An 18,059-nucleotide genomic window follows, 5' to 3' on the forward strand; every position below is an offset into this window, starting at 1 on the left:
GGGCGCCGTCAGCCGCCCCCCGGTGGGCGTGCGGTGGCACCGCCACCTCGGTTGCCGGTCTGCTCGGCTCCGCAACGCAGTCGGCGCGCGCGAACACCGCCGCGCGACTCTCCCCGCTTCCGACCGCTTCCGCACCGCCGGAGTGCGCGCCCCCGACTGCCGGGCGAGCGGTGTCGCACGCGGGCGGATCCCGGCCCCGGGAAGGCAGCGCCTGGCCCTGAGGCGGCCTAACCTGGAAGGGCGCATTCGGTGCGCGGCCTGCGAACGGACGTACGGGAGCGGTGGCCATGACGGTGATCTCCGCGGCGGTGTTCGGTACCGACTGGCGGCCCGGGCTGCCCGGTGGCGCCGAGCTGCTCGGCGAGTGCGCCGCCCGGGGCTGGACGGTCGTGCTGACCGGGCCCGGTCCGGCCGGGGTGCCCGCCCTGACCGTGGCCGACCCCGGTGGCGACGCGGTGCGGGCGGCGCTGGAGCTGGTGGACGGCGCGCCCTCGCACGCCGTGGCCGTCGCCGGGAGCGTGCGCGAGGTGCGGGCGGCGCGGCGGGGCGGGTTGCCCTGCGTCGCCCTGGAGACCGGTGGGGACGCCGGTCCCGAGCTGCGGGCGGCCGGCGCGGCCGAGGTCCACCGTGACGCCGCCGCCCTGCTGCGTGTCCTGGACGACAGCCTGCTCGCCCGCCCGCGGGCCTTCGGCCGCGTGGGCGCCGGAACGGGCGGTCCCCGGAGCGGTTGACGCAGGCCCGTACCGGGCAACCGCCCGGATGCGAGGCATGTCACCGGAATGTCGGAGGTGACCGAGATGGACGGACCCGCGTTGAGCGGATGGGAGCGGCGGCTCCTCGAGGAGATCGAGTCCGATCTGCGCCGGGATGACGCACGCCTCGACCGGAAGCTGAGCACCATGGGTGCCAAGCGGCCGAGCCGGGTCCTGGGCGCGTTGCGGGGTGTCGTCCGCCGGATCTCCGCCGGGGTGCTGCTGACCGCCCTGGTGATGACTGCGCTCTGTCTCAGCATCGGCGTCCGGACGCCGACCACCGCCGTGCTCGTCGCCCTCGGGGTGGTCTGGACGGCCTCGGTGGCGGCCGCGGTCGCCGGTTCGGAGCTGCTGCGGCGGCGCCGGGGCGTTGGCGGCGGCGATCCCCTCGACCCGGACCGGGCGCAGCGGCGTGACCGCCGCCCCTGGGACCGACCGGAGGCATGAGCCCATGAACACCGACCTGTGGGAGTACCGGCCGGGATCCCATCCCGCCGCCGACCTCAGCCTGGCCGGGTACGAGGTGCACGCCACCGACGGCCCGCTCGGCCGGGTGGAGCAGGACGCCGGGGACCACCTGCTGGTCGACGCGTCCACCTGGGTGCCCGGTGCCCGGGTGCCCGTCCCGGTCGGTCTGGTCGCCCGGATCGACCACCTGGACCTGGCCGTTCACCTCGACTGCCCTCGGGCGCGGCTCAGTTCCGTCCCGTCGGTCGTCGAGGACCTGACCGCGCCCCGCCCGCGCTGAGTCCGGGCTGCCGCGCCATGGGCTGGCCGACCATCACCCTCTCCGGTCGGACGATCGCCTTCCTGGTCGCCCCGTACGGCGTGGAGCAGGAGGAACTGACCGAGCCGTGGCAGGCGGTCGCCGAGGCGGGTGGCACGCCGCGGCTGCTGTCCACCGCCGAGGGGCGGGTGCAAGCCGTCCGGCACCACACGCCCGGGGGCACCTTCGCGGTGGACGGCCTGGTGGCGGAGGCGGATCCGGCCGGGTTCGACGGGCTCGTCCTGCCCGGCGGCCTCGCCAACCCGGACCACCTCCGGGTGGACCGGGCGGCGGTCGCGTTCGTGCACTCCTGCTGCGCCGCGGGCCGTCCGGTCGCGGCGATCTGCCACGCGCCCTGGACCCTGATCGAGGCCGAGGCTGTGCGCGGCCGCACCCTCACCTCGTGGCCGAGCCTGCGCACCGACCTGGTGAACGCGGGCGCCCACTGGGTCGACGAGGAGGTGTGCGTCTGCCGTGACGGGCCCGGCGTGCTGGTGACCAGCCGCAAGCCGGGGGACCTGCCGGTGTTCGACGACGCGCTGGTCACCGAGTTCGTCCACGCGACGGCGAAGCGGCACCGGGTGTGAGGCGCCCACCCGGTTGAGGGCGCCGTCCGACGCGGACGCTCAGTCCCCGCGCAGCCGGACGAAGGTGGCGGTCGGCGGCCGGCCGGTGAGGGTGAGTTCCGCGCGCAGGGGCGCGGTGAGGGGGTGGACCGGTCCGTGGTCGGGGTCGACGGCGGGCGGCCCGAGGAGCGGGGCGGCGGCCTCGGCGAGTTCGCGGGCCTGTATGGGGGTGAGCCGGGGGGTGGTCAGCAGCACTCTGTCGTCGTCCAAGCGGACCACCAGCGCGTGCGGGCGGGTGGCCGGGCCGGTGAGCGCACGGACGGTGGCGTCCACGGTGTCGCTGCGGCGGTACTTGACCCAGACGCGGCCCGCGCCGCGCGGGCTGTAGGGCGAGCCGGCGGCCTTGCAGACCAGGCCCTCCACGCCGATGTCGGCCAGCTGCGCCATCCACTCCAGGGCCTCCGCCCGGTCCGTGGTGGCCATCACCGGCTGGATCGGCGGCGGGACGTCGGCCAGGGCGGCGAGCAGCAGCCGGCGGCGGTCGGTGAGCGGGAGGCGGCGGACGTCGCGGCCCGGCAGGGCGAGCAGGTCGAAGGCGATCAGCCCGAGGGCGACGTCCGACGCGGCCGCCCGGGCCTGACGGGTGTGCAACAGCTCCTCGAAGGCGAACCGGCCCGAGCGCCAGGCGACGAGTTCGGCGTCCAGCACCAGCCCCTCGGGCAGCCGGGCGACGGCGGCGGCGATCGGCGGGAACTCCGGCGCGAGGTCGCGGCCGCTGCGGGACTGGAGGACGGCAGGCCGGTCACCGCGGGCGAAGGCGACGCACCGGAAGCCGTCCAGCTTCAGCTCGTACTGCACTCCGCCCCCGCCCAGGCCGTCAGCGGGCGGGACGGCGGGGACGGCGGTCGGACGCATCACCTCGACGGGCGGCTGCACCACCTGGCGGGGCCGTTCGGACGCTGCCGACGACTCGGCTGCGGTCGACGACTTCGCCGCGGTCGAGCGGCTCGCCGCTGCCGCGCCACCCGATGCGGCCGACCGGTCCGCTGTGGCCGACCGGCTGGGTGCGCCGGGCAGCGGCCGGGCCCGCTCCGGATCCAGCAGCGGCGCGAACAGGTCGCCGTCGGCCGCCAGGCGGTCGGGGACCTCGGCGAGGGTGAGGAGCAGATCGGCCTCCCCCCGAGCCCGCTCCAGCTCGGCCCAGGAGAGCGGCGCGGAGACCGTCGGCTGCGGCCGGGCGCGCAGGGTGTACGGCGCGGCGGTGGTCTTCTTGGCGTTGTTCTGCGACCAGTCGACCAGCACCCGGCCCCGGCGCCGCGCCTTGGCCATGGTGTGCACCACCAGCTCCGGGTGCTCGGCCTCCAGGGCGGCGGCGAGCGCCTTCGCGTACGCGGAGACCTTGGCGCTGGGCGTCGGCTCGAGCGGGACCATCAGGTGCAGGCCCTTGGAGCCGGAGGTCTTCACCCAGGCCGTCAGGCCGTCCGCCGCCAGCCGCTCGCGCAGCAGCAGCGCGACCGCCCGGCAGGTGAGCACGTCCGCCCCCTCGCCCGGGTCGAGGTCCAGGACCAGGCGGTCGGCCAGGCCGGGGGCGGCGGCGTGCCACTGCGGGACGTGCAGCTCCAAGCAGCCCAGATTGGCGACCGCGAGCAGCGCCGCGCCGTTCTCCAGCACCACCTGGCGCAGGTCGCCACTGGTGCTGGGCACCTCCACCGTGCGCACCCAGTCGGGGGTGCCGGGCGGCGGGTTCTTGGCGACGAACACCTCCGCCTCGACTCCGTCCGGGCAGCGCAGGAAGGAGACCGGGCGGTCGTGCAGGTGGGGGAGCAGGGCGGTGTGCACGGCGGCGTAGTAGCGCAGCACCTCGCCCTTGGGGGTGCCGGTGCGCGGGTAGTACACCTTGTCGAGGTGGGACAGCGCGAGGGTGCGCCCGTCCACCGTCATCTGCGGCATGGGCCGTCTCCGAAGCCTCCTGAGGTGGCCCCCGCAGCCAGTCTGCCCTGCCGCGGCCGTCACCGCCCGGGGCCGTCCCTCCGGCTCCTCGACCTCCGCCAGTCCCAGGCAGAGCGCCCGCAGCCGGTCCACCGGCGCCCGCCCAGGGGTCACTCCCGCGGGCCCTCGGGCCGGGGCGAGCCCGGGTAGGTGCCGAAGTACCAGTGGTTGCCCTCCGGGTCCGCGGCGGCGAAGTCGCGCGAGCCGTAGTCGGTCTGGTGCAACGCCGTGGTGATCCGGGCGCCCGCGGCCACGGCGCGGGCGTGCACGGCGTCCGGGTCGGCGGTGACCACGTACGCGCTGAAGGAGCCGGGGCGGGCCGGCCGGCCCTTGCCGTCCTCGGCGGCCTCGCGGTCGGAGCCGAGCATCACGCCGCCGCCCTCCGGCCAGGCCAGTTCGGCGTGGGCGACGAAGTCGCCCTCCCCGTAGCTGACCACCTCACGGAAGCCGAACGCGTCCTCCAGGAAGCGGATCAGCGCGCGGGCGTCGCGCGCGCGGAAGGTCGGCCAGACCTGCGGGGCGGGGGTCCTGGTGTCCATGGTTCTCTCCTCCTCGGGTGGGGACCACTACGCCTCCCACTCTGCGACCGCCCCGGCCGCCCCGCCTTGGACGTTTCGGAACTTCACCGTCTCCGGCCCCTCCGCCGCCAGCCAGGCGCTCGGCGCGCAACCGGCCAGCGCGCGGAACTCGCGGGCCAGATGCGCCTGGTCGAAGTACCCGCAGCGGGCGGCCAGTTCCGCCAGCCGGGGCGGCGGGGAGCCGGCGGCGAGCAGGTGCCGGGCCTGGTCGAAGCGGATCACCCGGGCGGCGGCCTTGGGGGTGAGCCCGGTCTCCCGGCGGAACCGCTGCTGGAGGTGCCGGGCGCTCCAGCCGGTCTCCCGGGCCAGCTCCGCCACCGGCAGCGCGCCGCCGCTGCGCCGCAGCGCCCGCCAGGCCGAGCCCACCTCCGGCGGCACCCGCCCGGACGGCCGGGCGGCCCGGAGCAGCGCCCCGTCCAGCACGGCGAACCGTTCCGCCCAGCTGCCCGCGGCCTGCAGCTGCTCGTGCAGGCGCGGGCCGAGCCGGCCGAGCACGTGCTCCAGGGGGACGTCGATCCCGGCCAGCTCCCCGGCAGGCAGGCCGAACAGTGCGCGGGCGGCGAGCGGGTGCACGGCGATCTGCACGCCCGACTGCGCGCCTTCGTGGGTGATCAGCGCGGGCGTGGTGTGCAGGCCGCCGAGCAGGGTCGGGTAGCTGCCGGGCGGCTGACCGGGGTCGGGGTGCGCGGCGATCACCAGCGGTTCGTCCAGGGTCAGGATGAACGTCAGGTACGGCGAGGGCAGGCCGCGGTGCACGGCGGGGGCGAGGCCGCGCTGTCGGTAGCCGGAGTACCAGCCCACGTACGGGCGCAGCGCGGTCGCGGGCCGGGCGCGCACGGCCTCGTCGACGGGAGCGGCGGTTTCCGTCGTCACCCCTCCAGTATCGGCGCCGCGCGCGGACGGACCCCGAGGGCGGCCGGTGCGGGGCCGGTGGTCGCGGTCGCGGGTGGGCGCGGTGTTGCCTATGGTGATGGCACGGTCACACCACGAACATGCCGTTCGGCGGCTCGGTGGCCGCCCGGGGGGACCGGTGGGGGAGGCCGGAGGGAGACCGGAGGGGGAGAACGTCGGGGGGTCAACCGACGAAGGAGTCCCCGTGACCACTGCCCGAGACATCATGCACACCGGCGCCCAGTGCATCGGCGCCCACCAGACGCTGGACGAGGCCGCGCGAATGATGCGCGACATGAACGTGGGCGCGCTGCCGATCTGCGGCGACGACCAGAAGCTGCACGGCATCATCACCGACCGCGACATCGTGGTGCGCTGTCTGGCCGAGGGCAAGGACCCGGCCGAGATGACGGCGATGGACCTGGCCGGGCACCTGCACTGCGTGCGCGCCGACGACAGCATGGACGCGGTGCTGAAGAAGATGGAGCAGCACCAGATCCGCCGGATCCCGGTGATCGACGGTGAGCGGCTGGTCGGCATGATCAGCGAGGCCGACCTGGCGATGGGCCACCGCGACGGCCAGCGGCTGACGGACCAGCAGATCATCGAATTCATGGACAGCGTCTACATGATGCGCTGACCTCCGCCGGCAGCGGCAGCCGTTGTTCTCATGCCGCCGGTGCCACCGGGGCGTCGCCGCCCCGGTGGCCGTCCGAATCCGTCTCAGGGCGTGGATCTCCCTTTCTCGAAGATCGAGATGCGGGCACAATCGCCCCATGGGAAAGCAGTACGAACGCATCGACGGCCGGTTGCGGCAGTTCATCGAACGGTAGCCCGTGTACTTCGTCGCGACCGCGCCGCTGGCCGCCGACGGCCACGTCAACATCTCGCCCAAGGGCCGCTCCGGCACCCTCGCCGTGATCGACGAACTCACCGTCGCCTACCTGGACTTCGGCGGCTCGCAGGCCGAGACCGTCGCCCATCTGCGGGAGAACGGCCGGATCACCCTGATGTGGTGCGCCTTCGAGGGGCCGCCCACCGTCGTGCGGGTGCACGGCCGCGGCGAGCCCGTCTTCCGCGACGACCCGCGCTTCGCCGAACTCCTCGACCACTTCGACCCCGCCGCGGACGGCTCCGGGCTGCGCGCGATCGTGCTGGTCAGGGCCGACCGGGTCAGCGACTCCTGCGGCTACGCGGTGCCGTTCATGGACTACCGCGCCGACCGGGAGTTGCACGCCCAGTACTTCGACCGCAAGGACGAGGAGGAGTTCAGCGCCTACTGCGAGCGCAAGCCGCTGGTGGCCACCAGCATCGACGGCCTGCCCGCCGTCCCGCTGCCGCTCCCGCCCCGGCCCGTCGCCTGACGCGCACCCCTGCCTGACGCGCCGACCCGCCTGACGTAGCGACCCGCCTGGTGGGGTGGCGCGTTGATGCGACGAAGCCGCCGCACCCCGTGGTGGGATGCGGCGGCAGCGTGCGCGTGCGCGGGGCCTTACTTGGTCAGGCCGGCCTTGACGGAACAGATCGGCCAGGCGCCCGGGCCCTGGGCGGCGAGGACCTTCTCGCCGACGGAGATCTGCTGGTCCTTGGTGGCCAGGTCGGCGCGCGGGGCGAAGGAGGTGCCGCCGAAGGCCGCCCAGGTGCTGGAGGTGAACTGCAGGCCGCCGTAGAAGCCGTTGCCGGAGTTGATGGCCCAGTTGCCGGTCGCCTCGCAGGCGGCGACCTTGTCCCAGACCGTGGCCGGAGCGGCGGAGGCGCTGGTGGCCGTGACGAGGCCGGCCACCGGCAGGGCGGTGAGCGCCCCGGCCATCAGAGCCATCCGGACGCGGTTGCGGCGCTTCGGGGTGGCAATGGCGGTGGCAGCGGTGGTCTCGTTACGGAAAGTCATGGAGGTCCTCTCGGAGGGCGTCTGCGAGCACGCGGAACCAGGCCCTCGGAAGGCCGTCGGTTTCGGGGACACGTCGCTCGCGTGGTCCTGCACCGTCCCGCTCGGGGGCCTCGGGGCCCGGCCGGAGCGGATCGCTCGGTGCAACGAGTTCGAAGGTACGGGGGCCTTTGTGGCGGTTTCAAGGATTCGGAGGTTTGAGCACGTCAGCGGCCTGTTACCGAAGGTATTGATCTAGAAAAAGGGATGATTTGGCCCTATTTCGTCCTGTTTGCAAGATCAAAACAGCCCTGGAAGTGGCCGCCGTCACCCCGGAGGTCGTGTGAGGCCGCGCACACGATCGACAGCGCGTGAGCACTCACCGCGCCGCCGGTGCCGGAACGGGCGGTCCGCGATCACGCCCGGGTGGCCCGCGCCACAGCCCTCACCCGGAGTGCCCGCCACGCTCACCCGCAGTGGCGGGCATAGCCTTCGGCCCATGAGCAACGAGAGCGATGCGGCCGACACCGGGGCCGTCGGCGACGAGGACCACGAGGTCGCGGCCGCCCCTGCCGGCTTCGAACTGGGCACCGACGGGCCCCAGGTGATCCTGGCGGGCCTGGACGGCTCCGACTCCTCCTGGCGCGCCACCGCCTACGCCGCCGGACTCGCCCGCCGCCAGGGCGCCGTCCTCGCCGTGGCCTACGTCCAGCCGATACTCGGCGCCGCGACCGCCCTGGCCGGGGCCGCGGTGGAGGAGACCACGCAGGAGATCGCCGACGAGCTGTTGATCGCCCTGCGCGAGGCCGAGCAGCGGGTCCGCGAGGTGTGGAAGGTGGAGTGGCGCTTCCTGACCATGCGCGGCGACCCGTACACCGGCCTGGCCAAGCTCGCCGACGAGCTGCGCGCCGACGCGGTCGTGGTCGGCGTGTCCGAACAGGCCGGGCACAAGGTGATCGGCTCGGTCGCCGTCCGACTGGTCAAGGCCGGCCGCTGGCCGGTGACCGTCATCCCCTAGCCGGGGGCCCGGAAAGCGGCGTGTCCCGCGCGCTCCTCCTGGAAGCGCGCGGAACACGGTGATGGCCGGCGGCCCCGGCCACGGACGTCGAGGCGCCGTGGCGGGATCAGACCTGGGGGATCTTGTCGTTGCGGATGCATTCCTTGTCCGGCTTGGGGGCGATGATGTCCCAGCGGCAGATGACGGGGATCACCGCGTAGATCGTCTGGACGGGACGTCCGCAGGACGGAAGCTTGTCGGACTTGTCCATCAGCCCCAGCGCCCACACCGGGTCCAGGTAGGAGAGGATGGCGTAGCCTCCGCAGTCCTGCGGGATGACGTACCAGTACTGGGCCTTGGCTTCCTTGTCGGTCGGGTCGTCCTCGATCTTCTTCTTGCGGGCCCAGACGATCCCCGCGCTGATGTCGCCGGAATTGGCGCTCAGCATGACCGGATTGCTGTCCACCGGGTGCCCCTGGGCGTCCACCTGGAGGCTCTGGAAGGTGTACAGGTTGTTTCCCTTGTGCTGCGCGCCCAGGTCCATGCGGAGGTAGTGGGCGTGGGCCTTGACGAGACCGTCGCTGCTGGTGATGGGAGTGGCGACGATCTGCAGGTCCCCGTCGCGCCGGGCGTAGCCGCCGGTGGCCTTGTGGACGAGGACGACCGGCTCGCCCTTTTTGATGGAATTGACGATGTCGTCGAGCGTGTTGGGCTGCATCGCTTACCCGCCGTCTTCTTCCGGGAGCAGGGTAATTCGTACAGGATCTTCATCGTCCTGGCGAACTGTCCGGTTGATTCCCGGTGTCGTAATGTGCAAGCGCACACCCAATTGGCTTCACTCGAACGAGCGATAAATGCATAAATAGCACCGGATTTCTCCTGATTCTCCTGGGAAATCAGTGGCCACTGGGAAATTCGGGACGGAAGTGCGGAATTCCGGGAACGGATTTCGATACCACGGCTCCGGAGCGGTGGCGGGCGAGTTCGGTGGCGGTGACGGAAACACCCCTTCGGGGGCCGCGCCGGACGGGCCCGTGCCATCGGTCCGACCGCCCGGAGGACGGGGTAAGGGCGGCGGGTAGGGTGCGTGACCATGACGGAAACGCCGGGCGCGCACCCCACCGAGCCGGCCCGCCCGACCGGCAACGACCTGCACCTCGACCTCCCCGCCACCGGTGGTCGCCGCGCCGCGCTGATGGCCGCGCTGCGCGAGGCGATCCGCAGCGGCAGACTCGCCCCCGGCACCCGGCTGCCCCCGTACCGTGCCCTCGCCGCCGACCTCGGCCTGGCCCGCAACACCGCCGCCGAGGCCTACGCCGAACTGGTCGCCGAGGGCTGGCTGACCGCCCGTCAGGGCTCCGGCACCACCGTCGCCGAACGCGCCGCCCCCGCACCGCCCAGCCGGGTCCGCCGCTCCCCGGTGCGGCCCGGACCCGCCCACGACCTGCGCCAGGGCCAGCCCGACGCCGCCTCCTTCCCCCGCACCGCCTGGCTGGCCGCCGCCCGCCGGGCCCTCACCGCCGCGCCGAACGAGGCCTTCGGGCCCGGCCATCCACAGGGCCGGCGCGAGCTGCGCACCGTGCTCGCCGACTACCTCGCCCGCGCCCGCGGGGTCCGCACCGACCCCGACCGGATCGTCATCTGTTCCGGCTTCGCCCACGCGCTGCGGCTGCTCTTCGACGGGGCGGCTCCGGTGCTGCCGCCCGCCGAGCAGGGGCCGCTGGCCGTCGAGGCGTACGGGCTGGGCTTCCACCGCGGGCTGCTCGCCGCTGCCGGCGTCACCACCGTCCCGCTGTCGATCGACGAACAGGGCGCGCTCGTCGGCGAGTTGGCGCACCACCCCGACGTCCGGACGGCCCTGCTCACCCCCGCCCACCAGTTCCCGACCGGCGGCCCGCTGCACGCCGGGCGCCGGGCCGCCGCGGTCGACTGGGCGCGCGGGCGCGGCGGGCTCCTGCTGGAGGACGACTACGACGGCGAGTTCCGCTACGACCGCCAGCCGGTCGGTGCCGTCCAGGGGCTCGATCCCGACCGGGTGGTCTACCTCGGCAGCGCCAGCAAGAGCCTCAGCCCCGCGCTGCGGCTCGGCTGGATGGTCCTGCCGGACCACCTGGTCGACCGGGTGCTCGCGGGCAAGGGCGAACGCGAGGGCTGGGCCAGCGCCCTGGACCAGCTGACCCTGGCCGAGTTCATCGACTCCGGCGGCTACGACCGCCACGTCCGCCGGATGCGGCGCCGCTACCGGGACCGCCGCGACCAGCTGGTGGCCGCGCTCGCCGCGCGCGCTCCGCACGTCGAGATCTCCGGGATCGCGGCCGGACTGCACGCGGTGCTGCGCCTGGGGCCGGGCACCGAGCGGTCGGTGCTGAAGGCCGCCGCCCGGCGCGGCCTGGCCCTCGACGGCCTCGCCGACTTCCGCCACCCGGCCGTCACCCCCGAGGCCATGCCGGTGGCCGATGGCCTGGTCGTCGGCTACGCCACCCCGCCCGACCATGGCTACCCGGCGGCGCTCGCCGCGCTGTGCGACATCCTGCCGGCCGCCGCCTGAGCGACGGGCGGTCGGTAGTGCCGGGCGGCCGTCGTGGCCTCGGGGGCGGCGGCGAAGCATAGAGCCTCCGGGCGCCGCCCCGGGCCGTTTCGCCGGTGGACCGGTCCCCGGCGTCCGCTCGCCGCTCCTGCGTCGGTACGGCTTGGGTCCGAGGAAGCCGGTCGAAGCCGTACCGCCGCCTACGCTCCTTGGGCATGCGCAGAACACATCCGAGCCGGGCGGCGCTCGCCGCCTGTCCGGCCCTCGCCGTCGGTCTGCTCCTCTCCGCCGGAACGGCCCGGGCCGACAGCCCACTGCCCATCACGGCGGTGTCCGATCGCGTGACGACCGCGCCGGGCGGTGAGTTCACGATCACCATGACGCTCACCAACCCGTACGACACGCCGATCCAGTTCGTCTACCAGAGCGTCCAGGAGACCTACGCCACCAGCCTGCGGCAGGGCCTCAAGTTCAGCGCCACGGCGTGCGGCCCCCAGACCAACGGCTGTAGCGACAACGTCCACGGCGGTATCGCCCGCTACAACGTGCCGCTCGCCCCGGGCGCCGCCAGTACCTTCACGATCACCTACACCATCGCCCCCGACTCGGTCTGCGGCGCGGACACCCGGATCGACTTCTACTCCTACCTGTACTACGAGTACAACGGCGGTGAGGCCAACAACTCGGGCATCATCGAGGTCCCGGGCACCCAGGTCGCCTGCGCCTGACCCGCCGGCGACACCGCCACCCCGCTCCGGCGCATCCCCCTCTGCGCACCCTGGCTCCCGTCAGGTGCCGGCCGCCCCCGTGCCGACACCTGACGGGCTCTTTCGCGTGTCCGGACCCGGCGCGACGCGGCCGGACCGGTGCGTCGGGTTGACGCCGTGCGGCCGGGGCGCGTGCGGTCCCCGAGGCCGGGCCCGAGGGTGCCCGAGGCGTTGGTGGGACGGGCATCGCAGGTGGGAACGGATGTTCCCGCAGCGCTGGGGGCGGCGCGGGGTGGACGCGGGAGATTCACCCTATCGGGGGGGACTCGGCCCCCGTACGGGCCTGGTCGGGTCCTGGTGATCTAGGGTTCCGATGGGTCGCCGGGAGACGGCGGCTGCTCTCCCCACACCCGCCAACTCCCCCATCAGTAAGCGGATCTGATGATCCGCCATGGCTCGCGTGTGCCTCAGGGCGGTGCGGTACGACCCTGGCCGCGTGATCCGAACACACGAATGGAGACCCTGCCGATGTCCGTGGACACGAGCCCGGAGACACAGCAGGACCGGCAGCAGAGCCTTGCGACGGCGGCTGCCCGCAACCTCGCCACCACGACCAAGTCCGCACCGCAGATGCAGGAGATCACCTCCCGCTGGCTGCTCAAGGTGCTCCCGTGGGTCGAGGCCCACGGCGGTGCGTACCGGGTGAACCGACGGCTCACCTACGCCGTCGGCAACGGTGTGGTGGAGTTCATCAAGACCGGCTCCCAGGTCCGCGTGATCCCGGCGGAGTTGGGCGAGCTCGCGCTGCTGCGCGGCTACGAGGACGAGGAGGTGCTGACCGCCCTCGCCGACCGCTGCCAGCAGGTCGACTTCGGCCCCGGCGAGGTGCTCACCACCCAGGGCGAGGCGGCCGACAGGATCTTCCTGATCGCGCACGGCAAGATCAACAAGATCGGCACCGGCAAGTACGGCGACGAGACCGTGGTCGGCGTGGCCGGCGACGGCGACCGCTTCGGCGACGACGCGCTGCTGAACCCGGACGCCGTCTGGGAGTACACCGCGAAGACCACGACCTCCGGTGTCGCCCTGACCCTGAGCCGGGACGACTTCGCCCGCATCCGGGACAACGCGCCGAGCCTCCAGGAGCACCTGACCGCCTTCCTGGCCCTGCCGCTGCAGGCCCAGAACGAGCGCGGCGAGGCCGAGATCGCCATGTCGGCCGGCCACCACGGCGAGTACGAGCTCCCCGGCGCCTTCGTGGACTACGAGCTCAAGCCGCGCGAGTACGAGCTCAGCGTCGCGCAGACCGTCCTCAAGGTGCACACGCGCGTCGCCGACCTCTACAACCAGCCGATGAACCAGACCGAGCACCAGCTCCGGCTGACCATCGAGGCCCTGCGCGAACGCCAGGAGCACGAGATGATCAACAACCCGGAGTTCGGCCTGCTCAACAACGCCGACTTCGACCAGCGGATCCAGACCCACTCCGGGCCGCCCACCCCGGACGACCTGGACGAGCTGCTCAACCGGCGCCGTGACCCCGACTACCTGCTGGCCCACCCGCGGACCATCGCCGCGATCGGCCGCGAGTTCAACGCCCGGGGCCTCTACCCGCACCACGTCGACCTCGGCGGGCAGCAGGTGCCGGCCTGGCGCGGTGTGCCGATCCTGCCGTGCAGCAAGATCCCGATCACCAAGGAGAACACCAGCTCGATCCTGGTCATCCGTACCGGTGAGGACAACCAGGGCGTCATCGGCCTGCACCAGACCGGCTTGCCGGACGAGTACCAGCCCTCCTTGTCGGTCCGCTTCATGGGGATCGACGAGAAGGCGATCATCTCCTACCTGGTCAGTGCCTACTACTCGTGCGCGATCCTGGTGCCGGACGCGGTCGGCGTACTGGAGAACGTCGAGATCGCGCACCGTCGCCACTGAACGCCCTCCAGGGCGCGGAGAACAGTGAGCGCAGGCCGTAACCGGCTGGCGTGATGATCGTTTGACCTCATGGCGGACGGCCCGCCCGCAGCGGCGGGCCGTCCGCCTAATCACGTTTGAACGGCCCTGGTCGTACCCGATCGTTTCCCCGATCGTCTTTCCGTTCCGGAACGCCGCCGCTCCTGCCGGCCGCTCCCGCCGTTCAGGCCGTTCAGACCGTTCCACCGGCTGATCAGCCCGAGACCGTGCCGTCCTCCCCAGTCGACCCGAGAGGTGTGTGGAGCCCATGCCGCAGCGTCGGCACTTCCGACGGATATCCCGACACGGTGGTGGAACCGCGGTCCCCGGGCGACGGGTGCGACTGATCGGCGCCGCGGTCGGCGCGCTGGCGATGTGCGCGCTGGTGGGCGGCGCGAGCGCCTCCGGCGCCGAGCGGCCGGGCGGACACCCGCGCGGCCCGGTGGTGGACACCTGCGTGTGCAGTGAGACGGACCTGTCGATGACCGTCGGCCCGGGCGGCAGCGTGGACGTCGGAGTGGACGTGGACGTCCAGGTCGATGTGACCGTCGCCCCCGGCACCGGGCACCACGGCCCGCGGCCCCCGCACCACCCGTGCCATCCGCCGCACCAGGCCGGTCCGTTCCCGGTGGCGCCCCCGTTCTCGCCCTCGGCCCCGGCGGACCTCCGGCACCAGCCGGGGCGCCCGGACGACGAACAGGGCGGCCAGGACGGGCACGGGCATCACCACCACCATCACGACCCCTGCCCCAGCCCGAGGCCCACACCCACGCCCACCCCTACGTCGAGTCCGACGCCGACCCCGACACACACGCCGTCGCCGACTCCGCCGCCGCCCAGCCCGACCCCGGTGCCCACCCCGCCACCGCCCTCCGCGCCTCCACGGCCACCCGCACCGCCGGCGCCCCCGGCCCCGGCACCCGCGCCCGTCGTACCCGCCGCTCCGGCCCCGGCGGCCCCGGCGCCCCCGCCGCCCCCGCCCGCAGTGGCGCCCAGCCCGGCGGCCCCGAGCCCGGCGCGCCCCAGCCCGCTGTGGCCGACCCCGGCCGCACAGCCGGTCTTCCACGTCCGGAACGCCCCGCCGCAGCCCGTCGCGAAGCACCACCACAGAGCCCCGGTGACCACCACGATGCTGCTGGTCACCGTCCCGGCCGTGCTGGCGGCGGCGGCCCTGCGCCCGGGTCACGGCGGCAACCGGGGCCGCGGCCGGTCCGGTTCCTGACGGCCCCCTGTTTCCGGCGGCCCCCCTGTTTCCGGTGGCCCCTCGGAGTGGTTGCCCGATTGCCCTCCCGGCGTCGCCGCCACTTCCCCGTTCACGTCACAAACCAAGCCAGAGAGAGGAGTTCCCATGTCCGAGTGGGTGGCGTTGGTCGTCGCCATGGCGGCGGCCTGTGCCGTCGTGGTGGCGGTAGTGCTGCTGAGGCACCGTCGGGTGGGTGCCGAGGAGAACGCCGATGAGACGCCCGACGTCATCGAGTACATCACGATGATGATCGGCGTGGTCTACGCGATCGTCCTCGGCCTCGCCATCGCGGGAGTCTGGGAGGCGCGCGGCTCCGCGCAGGACGACGTGTTCCGCGAGGCGCAGTCGCTGCGCGAGGTGAGCGACCGGGCGGTGATCTACCCGGCCGAGTTCCGCGACCAGGTCCGGGCCGACGTGGACGGCTACGTCACGTACGTGGTCAACGTCGAGTGGGACCACCTGAAGAACGAGGGCGAGCTCACCGACAAGGGCACTCAGCTGCTGGACAAGCTCCAGAACGACGTCGCCACCCGCGCGCCGGCCTCCGACCTGGAGGCCCAGGCCTACCAGCCGATCATGGACCGGATCAGCCAGGTGTCGGACGCCCGCAACCAGCGGGGCCAGAACGCCGGCCCGACCATGCCGGACGTGGTCTGGTTCGGGCTGCTCGTCGGGGCCGTGGTCACCATCGGCATGCTGTTCGCCCTGCAGATCCGCCGCACGCCACGGGAGTTGATCCTGGCGGCCTGCTTCAGCGCGCTGATCGCCTTCCTGCTGTTCATGATCTGGGACTTCGACGACCCGTTCGCCAGGAGCGTCTCGGTCACCACCCAACCGTTCGAGGACCTCTTCCCGACGCTCAACCTCTCGGGCTGACACCGGGGCGACGCCCTTCGACCACCGGGGATCCGGGCAGGTGATCATCGGATGACCTCGCCCGGATTGCCGATGGTTGCCCTTCGCCCACGGCGCTGGACGGTGGCGGACCGGTAGGTTGACCGGGACGGAACAGGGCCGCCGGACGGAGGAGCGCCATGAACAGTCAGGACTGGGACGACCGCTACACCGCGAACCAACTGGTGTGGGGCGCCGAGCCCAACCGGTGGGTGGTCCGCGAACTGGCCGACCACACCCCCGGGCAGGCGTTGGACCTGGCCGCCGGCGAGGGCCGCAACGCCATCTGGCTGGCCACCCGGGGCTGGGAGGTCACCGGCCTCGACTTCTCCGCCGTAGCCGTGGAGCGCGCCGAACGGCTCACCGCCGAACTGCCCGACGAGGTCGCCGACCGCCTCACCTGGCGCCTCGGCGACGCCCGCTCCTTCGCGGCCCCCGCCGCCGGGTACGACCTCGTCCTGATCGCCTACCTCCACCTGCCCGCCGGGGACCGCCGGGCCGTGCTGCGCCGCGCCGCCGACGCGCTGGCCCCCGGCGGCACCCTGCTGGTGATCGGCCACGACCTGCGCAACCTCACCGGAGGCGTCGGTGGCCCGCAGGACCCGGCCGTGCTCTTCACCCCCGAGGACGTCCTCGCCGACCTCGACGGCCACGGCCTGCGCACGGTCCGCGCGGAGCGCGTCCACCGGGCGGTCGGCGCCGAAGGCGGCCACCGGGACGGCGCTTCGGGTACGGCGATCGACGCCCTGGTGCGGCTGGAGCGGCGGGCCCGGTGACGGCCAGGACCTCCCGCCGTGCGCTGCTCGCCGGCCTGGCGGCGGCCGCCCCGCTGGTGCTGACGGGCTGTTCCTCCGGTGCGAAAAGCAAGGCCGGCGAGAACGGCCCGGTGGCGACGGCGAAGGACCCGGGTGGCGCGGCCTTCGTGATGATCATCCGGCACGGTGAGAAACCGGACGGCGACCAGCCGGGCCTGGACGAGAACGGCGACCGCGACGGAAAGTCCCTCACCCGGCGCGGCTGGGACCGCGCCAAGGCGCTGCCCACGCTGTTCACCCCGCCCGCGCCGGGCCTGCGCACCCCGGCGAGGATCTACGCGGCCACCGACCAGGGGCCGATGGCCGGGGCGCACCGGATGCGCCAGACCGTCACCCCGCTGGCCACCGGGCTCCGGCTGACCGTGGACACCACCTACGCCGAGTCCCAGGAGTCCGGCCTCGCCGGTGCCGCCCTCGACGGAGCCCAGCCGGTGCTGATCTGCTGGGAGCACTCACGGATCCCGCGGATCGTCGAGGCCCTCGGCGCGTCCGGCAGCGGCGCGCCCGGCACCTGGCCGGACCGCTTCGACCTGGTCTGGGTGTTCTCCCGACCGGCCGGCGGGCCGTGGACCTTCCAGGAGGTACATCAGCACCTGTTGGACGGCGACGCCTGATCCGCCGGAGGCCGGGGGCTTGCCTGGGTGGACCGGGCCGCGAGTCGGCTGCTGACCTCTTCGTGAGTGCACCCGCCCCGCAGCGTCCTCGGTGTGCGGAGCGCCGCCGGAAGTGCGGCCGGCGGGCGGGCTGGGTAGGGGCCTTCGAAGCTCGCCGTCGGATGATCACAGGTTTCCTGGTGTGCGATAGATTCGCGGCACGGACGGCGGCAGGAACGAGGAGGGCACGATGACCGTTTCGCTGGCCAAGGGGCAGAAGATCAGCCTGGAGAAGCCGGGCGGTGGGCAGCTGACCGTGGTCCGGATGGGCCTGGGCTGGAAGGCCGTGCAGCGCAAGGGCTTCCTGGCGAAGTTGCTCGCGGCGGGTCAGGAGATCGACCTGGATGCCTCGGCGGTGCTGTTCTCCCGGGGGCGCGCGATGGACGTGGTCTTCTTCCAGCACCTCACCAGCGACGACGGCTCGGTCCGGCACAGCGGGGACAACCTGGTCGGCGGCGCCGGCGACGCGACCGACGACGAGTCGATCACCGTCGACCTCACCCGGATCGCCGCCGAGGTCGACCAGATCGTCTTCACCGTCAACTCCTTCACCGGGCAGACCTTCCAGGAGGTCGAGGCGGCCTTCTGCCGGCTGGTGGACGAGACCACCGGCGTCGAACTGGCCCGTTACACGCTCACCGGCGGCGGCCCGTACACCGCGCAGATCATGGCCAAGGTCCAGCGCACGCCGGGTGGTTGGCAGATGGCCGCGATCGGGCAGCCGGCCAACGGGCGCACCTTCCAGGACCTGATGCCGGAGCTGGCCAAGCACCTCTGAGCCGGGGAAAGACGAGACGAACGGCGGCAGGACAGCCCTTGGGCCGTCCTGCCGCCGACGCGCGTCCGGTCTACCGAACGGCCTGC

The 18,059-nt window shown here is 73.5% G+C and carries 18 protein-coding genes and 2 pseudogenes; 14 read left to right on the forward strand and 6 right to left on the reverse strand.

Annotated elements, in window-relative coordinates; all coding sequences use genetic code 11:
• Positions 1–287 precede the first annotated feature (287 nt).
• The 4 genes from ACZ4WV_RS00815 (at position 288) to ACZ4WV_RS00830 (ending at position 2,105) form a co-directional block, all read left to right on the forward strand.
• Complete coding sequence (locus ACZ4WV_RS00815) at positions 288–731, forward strand: HAD family hydrolase (RefSeq protein ID WP_465741371.1); 444 nt, start codon at positions 288–290, stop codon at positions 729–731.
• A gap of 66 nt (positions 732–797) precedes the next feature.
• Positions 798–1,199 (forward strand): DUF3040 domain-containing protein, encoded by a 402-nt coding sequence (locus ACZ4WV_RS00820; RefSeq protein WP_465741373.1) that lies wholly within the window; start codon positions 798–800, stop codon positions 1,197–1,199.
• A gap of 4 nt (positions 1,200–1,203) precedes the next feature.
• Entirely contained in the window at positions 1,204–1,500 is a 297-nt protein-coding gene (locus ACZ4WV_RS00825) for a PRC-barrel domain containing protein (RefSeq protein WP_465741375.1), read from the forward strand.
• A 17-nt stretch (positions 1,501–1,517) separates the two neighbouring features.
• Positions 1,518–2,105, forward strand: coding sequence for a type 1 glutamine amidotransferase domain-containing protein (locus tag ACZ4WV_RS00830; protein ID WP_465741377.1), 588 nt, complete (start codon positions 1,518–1,520; stop codon positions 2,103–2,105).
• A 39-nt stretch (positions 2,106–2,144) separates the two neighbouring features.
• Here the strand turns inward: ACZ4WV_RS00830 and ACZ4WV_RS00835 are convergent, their stop codons facing one another.
• The 4 genes and pseudogenes from ACZ4WV_RS00835 to ACZ4WV_RS00850 all read right to left on the reverse strand — a co-directional run bounded on the left by ACZ4WV_RS00835 (position 2,145) and on the right by ACZ4WV_RS00850 (position 5,524).
• Positions 2,145–2,999, reverse strand: a complete 855-nt coding sequence (locus tag ACZ4WV_RS00835; protein WP_465741658.1) for an ATP-dependent DNA ligase — start codon at positions 2,997–2,999, stop codon at positions 2,145–2,147.
• 153 nt (positions 3,000–3,152) lie between these two features.
• Positions 3,153–4,034 (reverse strand): annotated as a pseudogene (gene ligD / locus ACZ4WV_RS00840) (non-homologous end-joining DNA ligase); the annotation flags it as partial.
• 149 nt (positions 4,035–4,183) lie between these two features.
• Complete coding sequence (locus ACZ4WV_RS00845; protein WP_465741379.1) at positions 4,184–4,612, reverse strand: VOC family protein; 429 nt, start codon at positions 4,610–4,612, stop codon at positions 4,184–4,186.
• A gap of 27 nt (positions 4,613–4,639) precedes the next feature.
• Positions 4,640–5,524, reverse strand: coding sequence for a helix-turn-helix domain-containing protein (locus tag ACZ4WV_RS00850; RefSeq protein WP_465741381.1), 885 nt, complete (start codon positions 5,522–5,524; stop codon positions 4,640–4,642).
• A gap of 223 nt (positions 5,525–5,747) precedes the next feature.
• Between ACZ4WV_RS00850 and ACZ4WV_RS00855 the strand changes: the two genes are divergently transcribed.
• Together ACZ4WV_RS00855 and ACZ4WV_RS00860 are read left to right on the forward strand one after the other, a co-directional pair.
• Positions 5,748–6,182: a CBS domain-containing protein gene (locus tag ACZ4WV_RS00855; RefSeq protein ID WP_465741383.1), complete on the forward strand. Its 435-nt coding sequence runs from the start codon at positions 5,748–5,750 to the stop codon at positions 6,180–6,182.
• Positions 6,183–6,378: 196 nt separating this feature from the next.
• Complete coding sequence (locus ACZ4WV_RS00860) at positions 6,379–6,906, forward strand: pyridoxamine 5'-phosphate oxidase family protein (protein ID WP_465741385.1); 528 nt, start codon at positions 6,379–6,381, stop codon at positions 6,904–6,906.
• Positions 6,907–7,037: 131 nt separating this feature from the next.
• On the opposite strand, the pseudogene ACZ4WV_RS00865 reads toward ACZ4WV_RS00860, so the two are convergent.
• Positions 7,038–7,361, reverse strand: a pseudogene (locus tag ACZ4WV_RS00865) (transglycosylase family protein); the annotation flags it as partial.
• 544 nt (positions 7,362–7,905) lie between these two features.
• On the opposite strand from ACZ4WV_RS00865, the gene ACZ4WV_RS00870 reads away from it, so the two are divergent.
• On the forward strand, positions 7,906–8,424 hold the full coding sequence (locus ACZ4WV_RS00870; protein WP_465741387.1) for a universal stress protein: 519 nt from the start codon (positions 7,906–7,908) through the stop codon (positions 8,422–8,424).
• Between the two features lie 106 nt (positions 8,425–8,530).
• On the opposite strand, the gene ACZ4WV_RS00875 is transcribed toward ACZ4WV_RS00870, so the two are convergent.
• Positions 8,531–9,121, reverse strand: coding sequence for a hypothetical protein (locus tag ACZ4WV_RS00875; protein ID WP_465741389.1), 591 nt, complete (start codon positions 9,119–9,121; stop codon positions 8,531–8,533).
• Positions 9,122–9,496: 375 nt separating this feature from the next.
• On the opposite strand from ACZ4WV_RS00875, the gene pdxR reads away from it, so the two are divergent.
• The 7 genes from pdxR (at position 9,497) to ACZ4WV_RS00910 (ending at position 17,973) form a co-directional block, all read left to right on the forward strand.
• Positions 9,497–10,951 (forward strand): MocR-like pyridoxine biosynthesis transcription factor PdxR, encoded by a 1,455-nt coding sequence (gene pdxR, locus ACZ4WV_RS00880; protein WP_465741391.1) that lies wholly within the window; start codon positions 9,497–9,499, stop codon positions 10,949–10,951.
• 194 nt (positions 10,952–11,145) lie between these two features.
• A complete protein-coding gene (locus ACZ4WV_RS00885) occupies positions 11,146–11,658 on the forward strand; it encodes a hypothetical protein (RefSeq protein WP_465741393.1) in 513 nt (170 codons plus the stop codon).
• Positions 11,659–12,165: 507 nt separating this feature from the next.
• A complete protein-coding gene (locus tag ACZ4WV_RS00890; protein WP_465741395.1) occupies positions 12,166–13,572 on the forward strand; it encodes a family 2B encapsulin nanocompartment shell protein in 1,407 nt (468 codons plus the stop codon).
• 1,366 nt (positions 13,573–14,938) lie between these two features.
• A complete protein-coding gene (locus ACZ4WV_RS00895) occupies positions 14,939–15,709 on the forward strand; it encodes a bestrophin-like domain (RefSeq protein ID WP_465741397.1) in 771 nt (256 codons plus the stop codon).
• A 158-nt stretch (positions 15,710–15,867) separates the two neighbouring features.
• Positions 15,868–16,503 carry a class I SAM-dependent methyltransferase gene (locus ACZ4WV_RS00900; RefSeq protein WP_465741399.1) on the forward strand — a complete coding sequence of 212 codons (636 nt, stop codon included), beginning with the start codon at positions 15,868–15,870 and terminating at the stop codon, positions 16,501–16,503.
• Complete coding sequence (locus ACZ4WV_RS00905) at positions 16,500–17,156, forward strand: hypothetical protein (RefSeq protein WP_465741401.1); 657 nt, start codon at positions 16,500–16,502, stop codon at positions 17,154–17,156. Before ACZ4WV_RS00900 ends, ACZ4WV_RS00905 begins: the two co-directional genes overlap by 4 nt.
• Positions 17,157–17,385: 229 nt before the next feature.
• Positions 17,386–17,973: a TerD family protein gene (locus ACZ4WV_RS00910; RefSeq protein WP_465741403.1), complete on the forward strand. Its 588-nt coding sequence runs from the start codon at positions 17,386–17,388 to the stop codon at positions 17,971–17,973.
• Positions 17,974–18,059: the final 86 nt, after the last annotated feature.

It is taken from the genome of Kitasatospora sp. NPDC029312, from assembly GCF_055569215.1.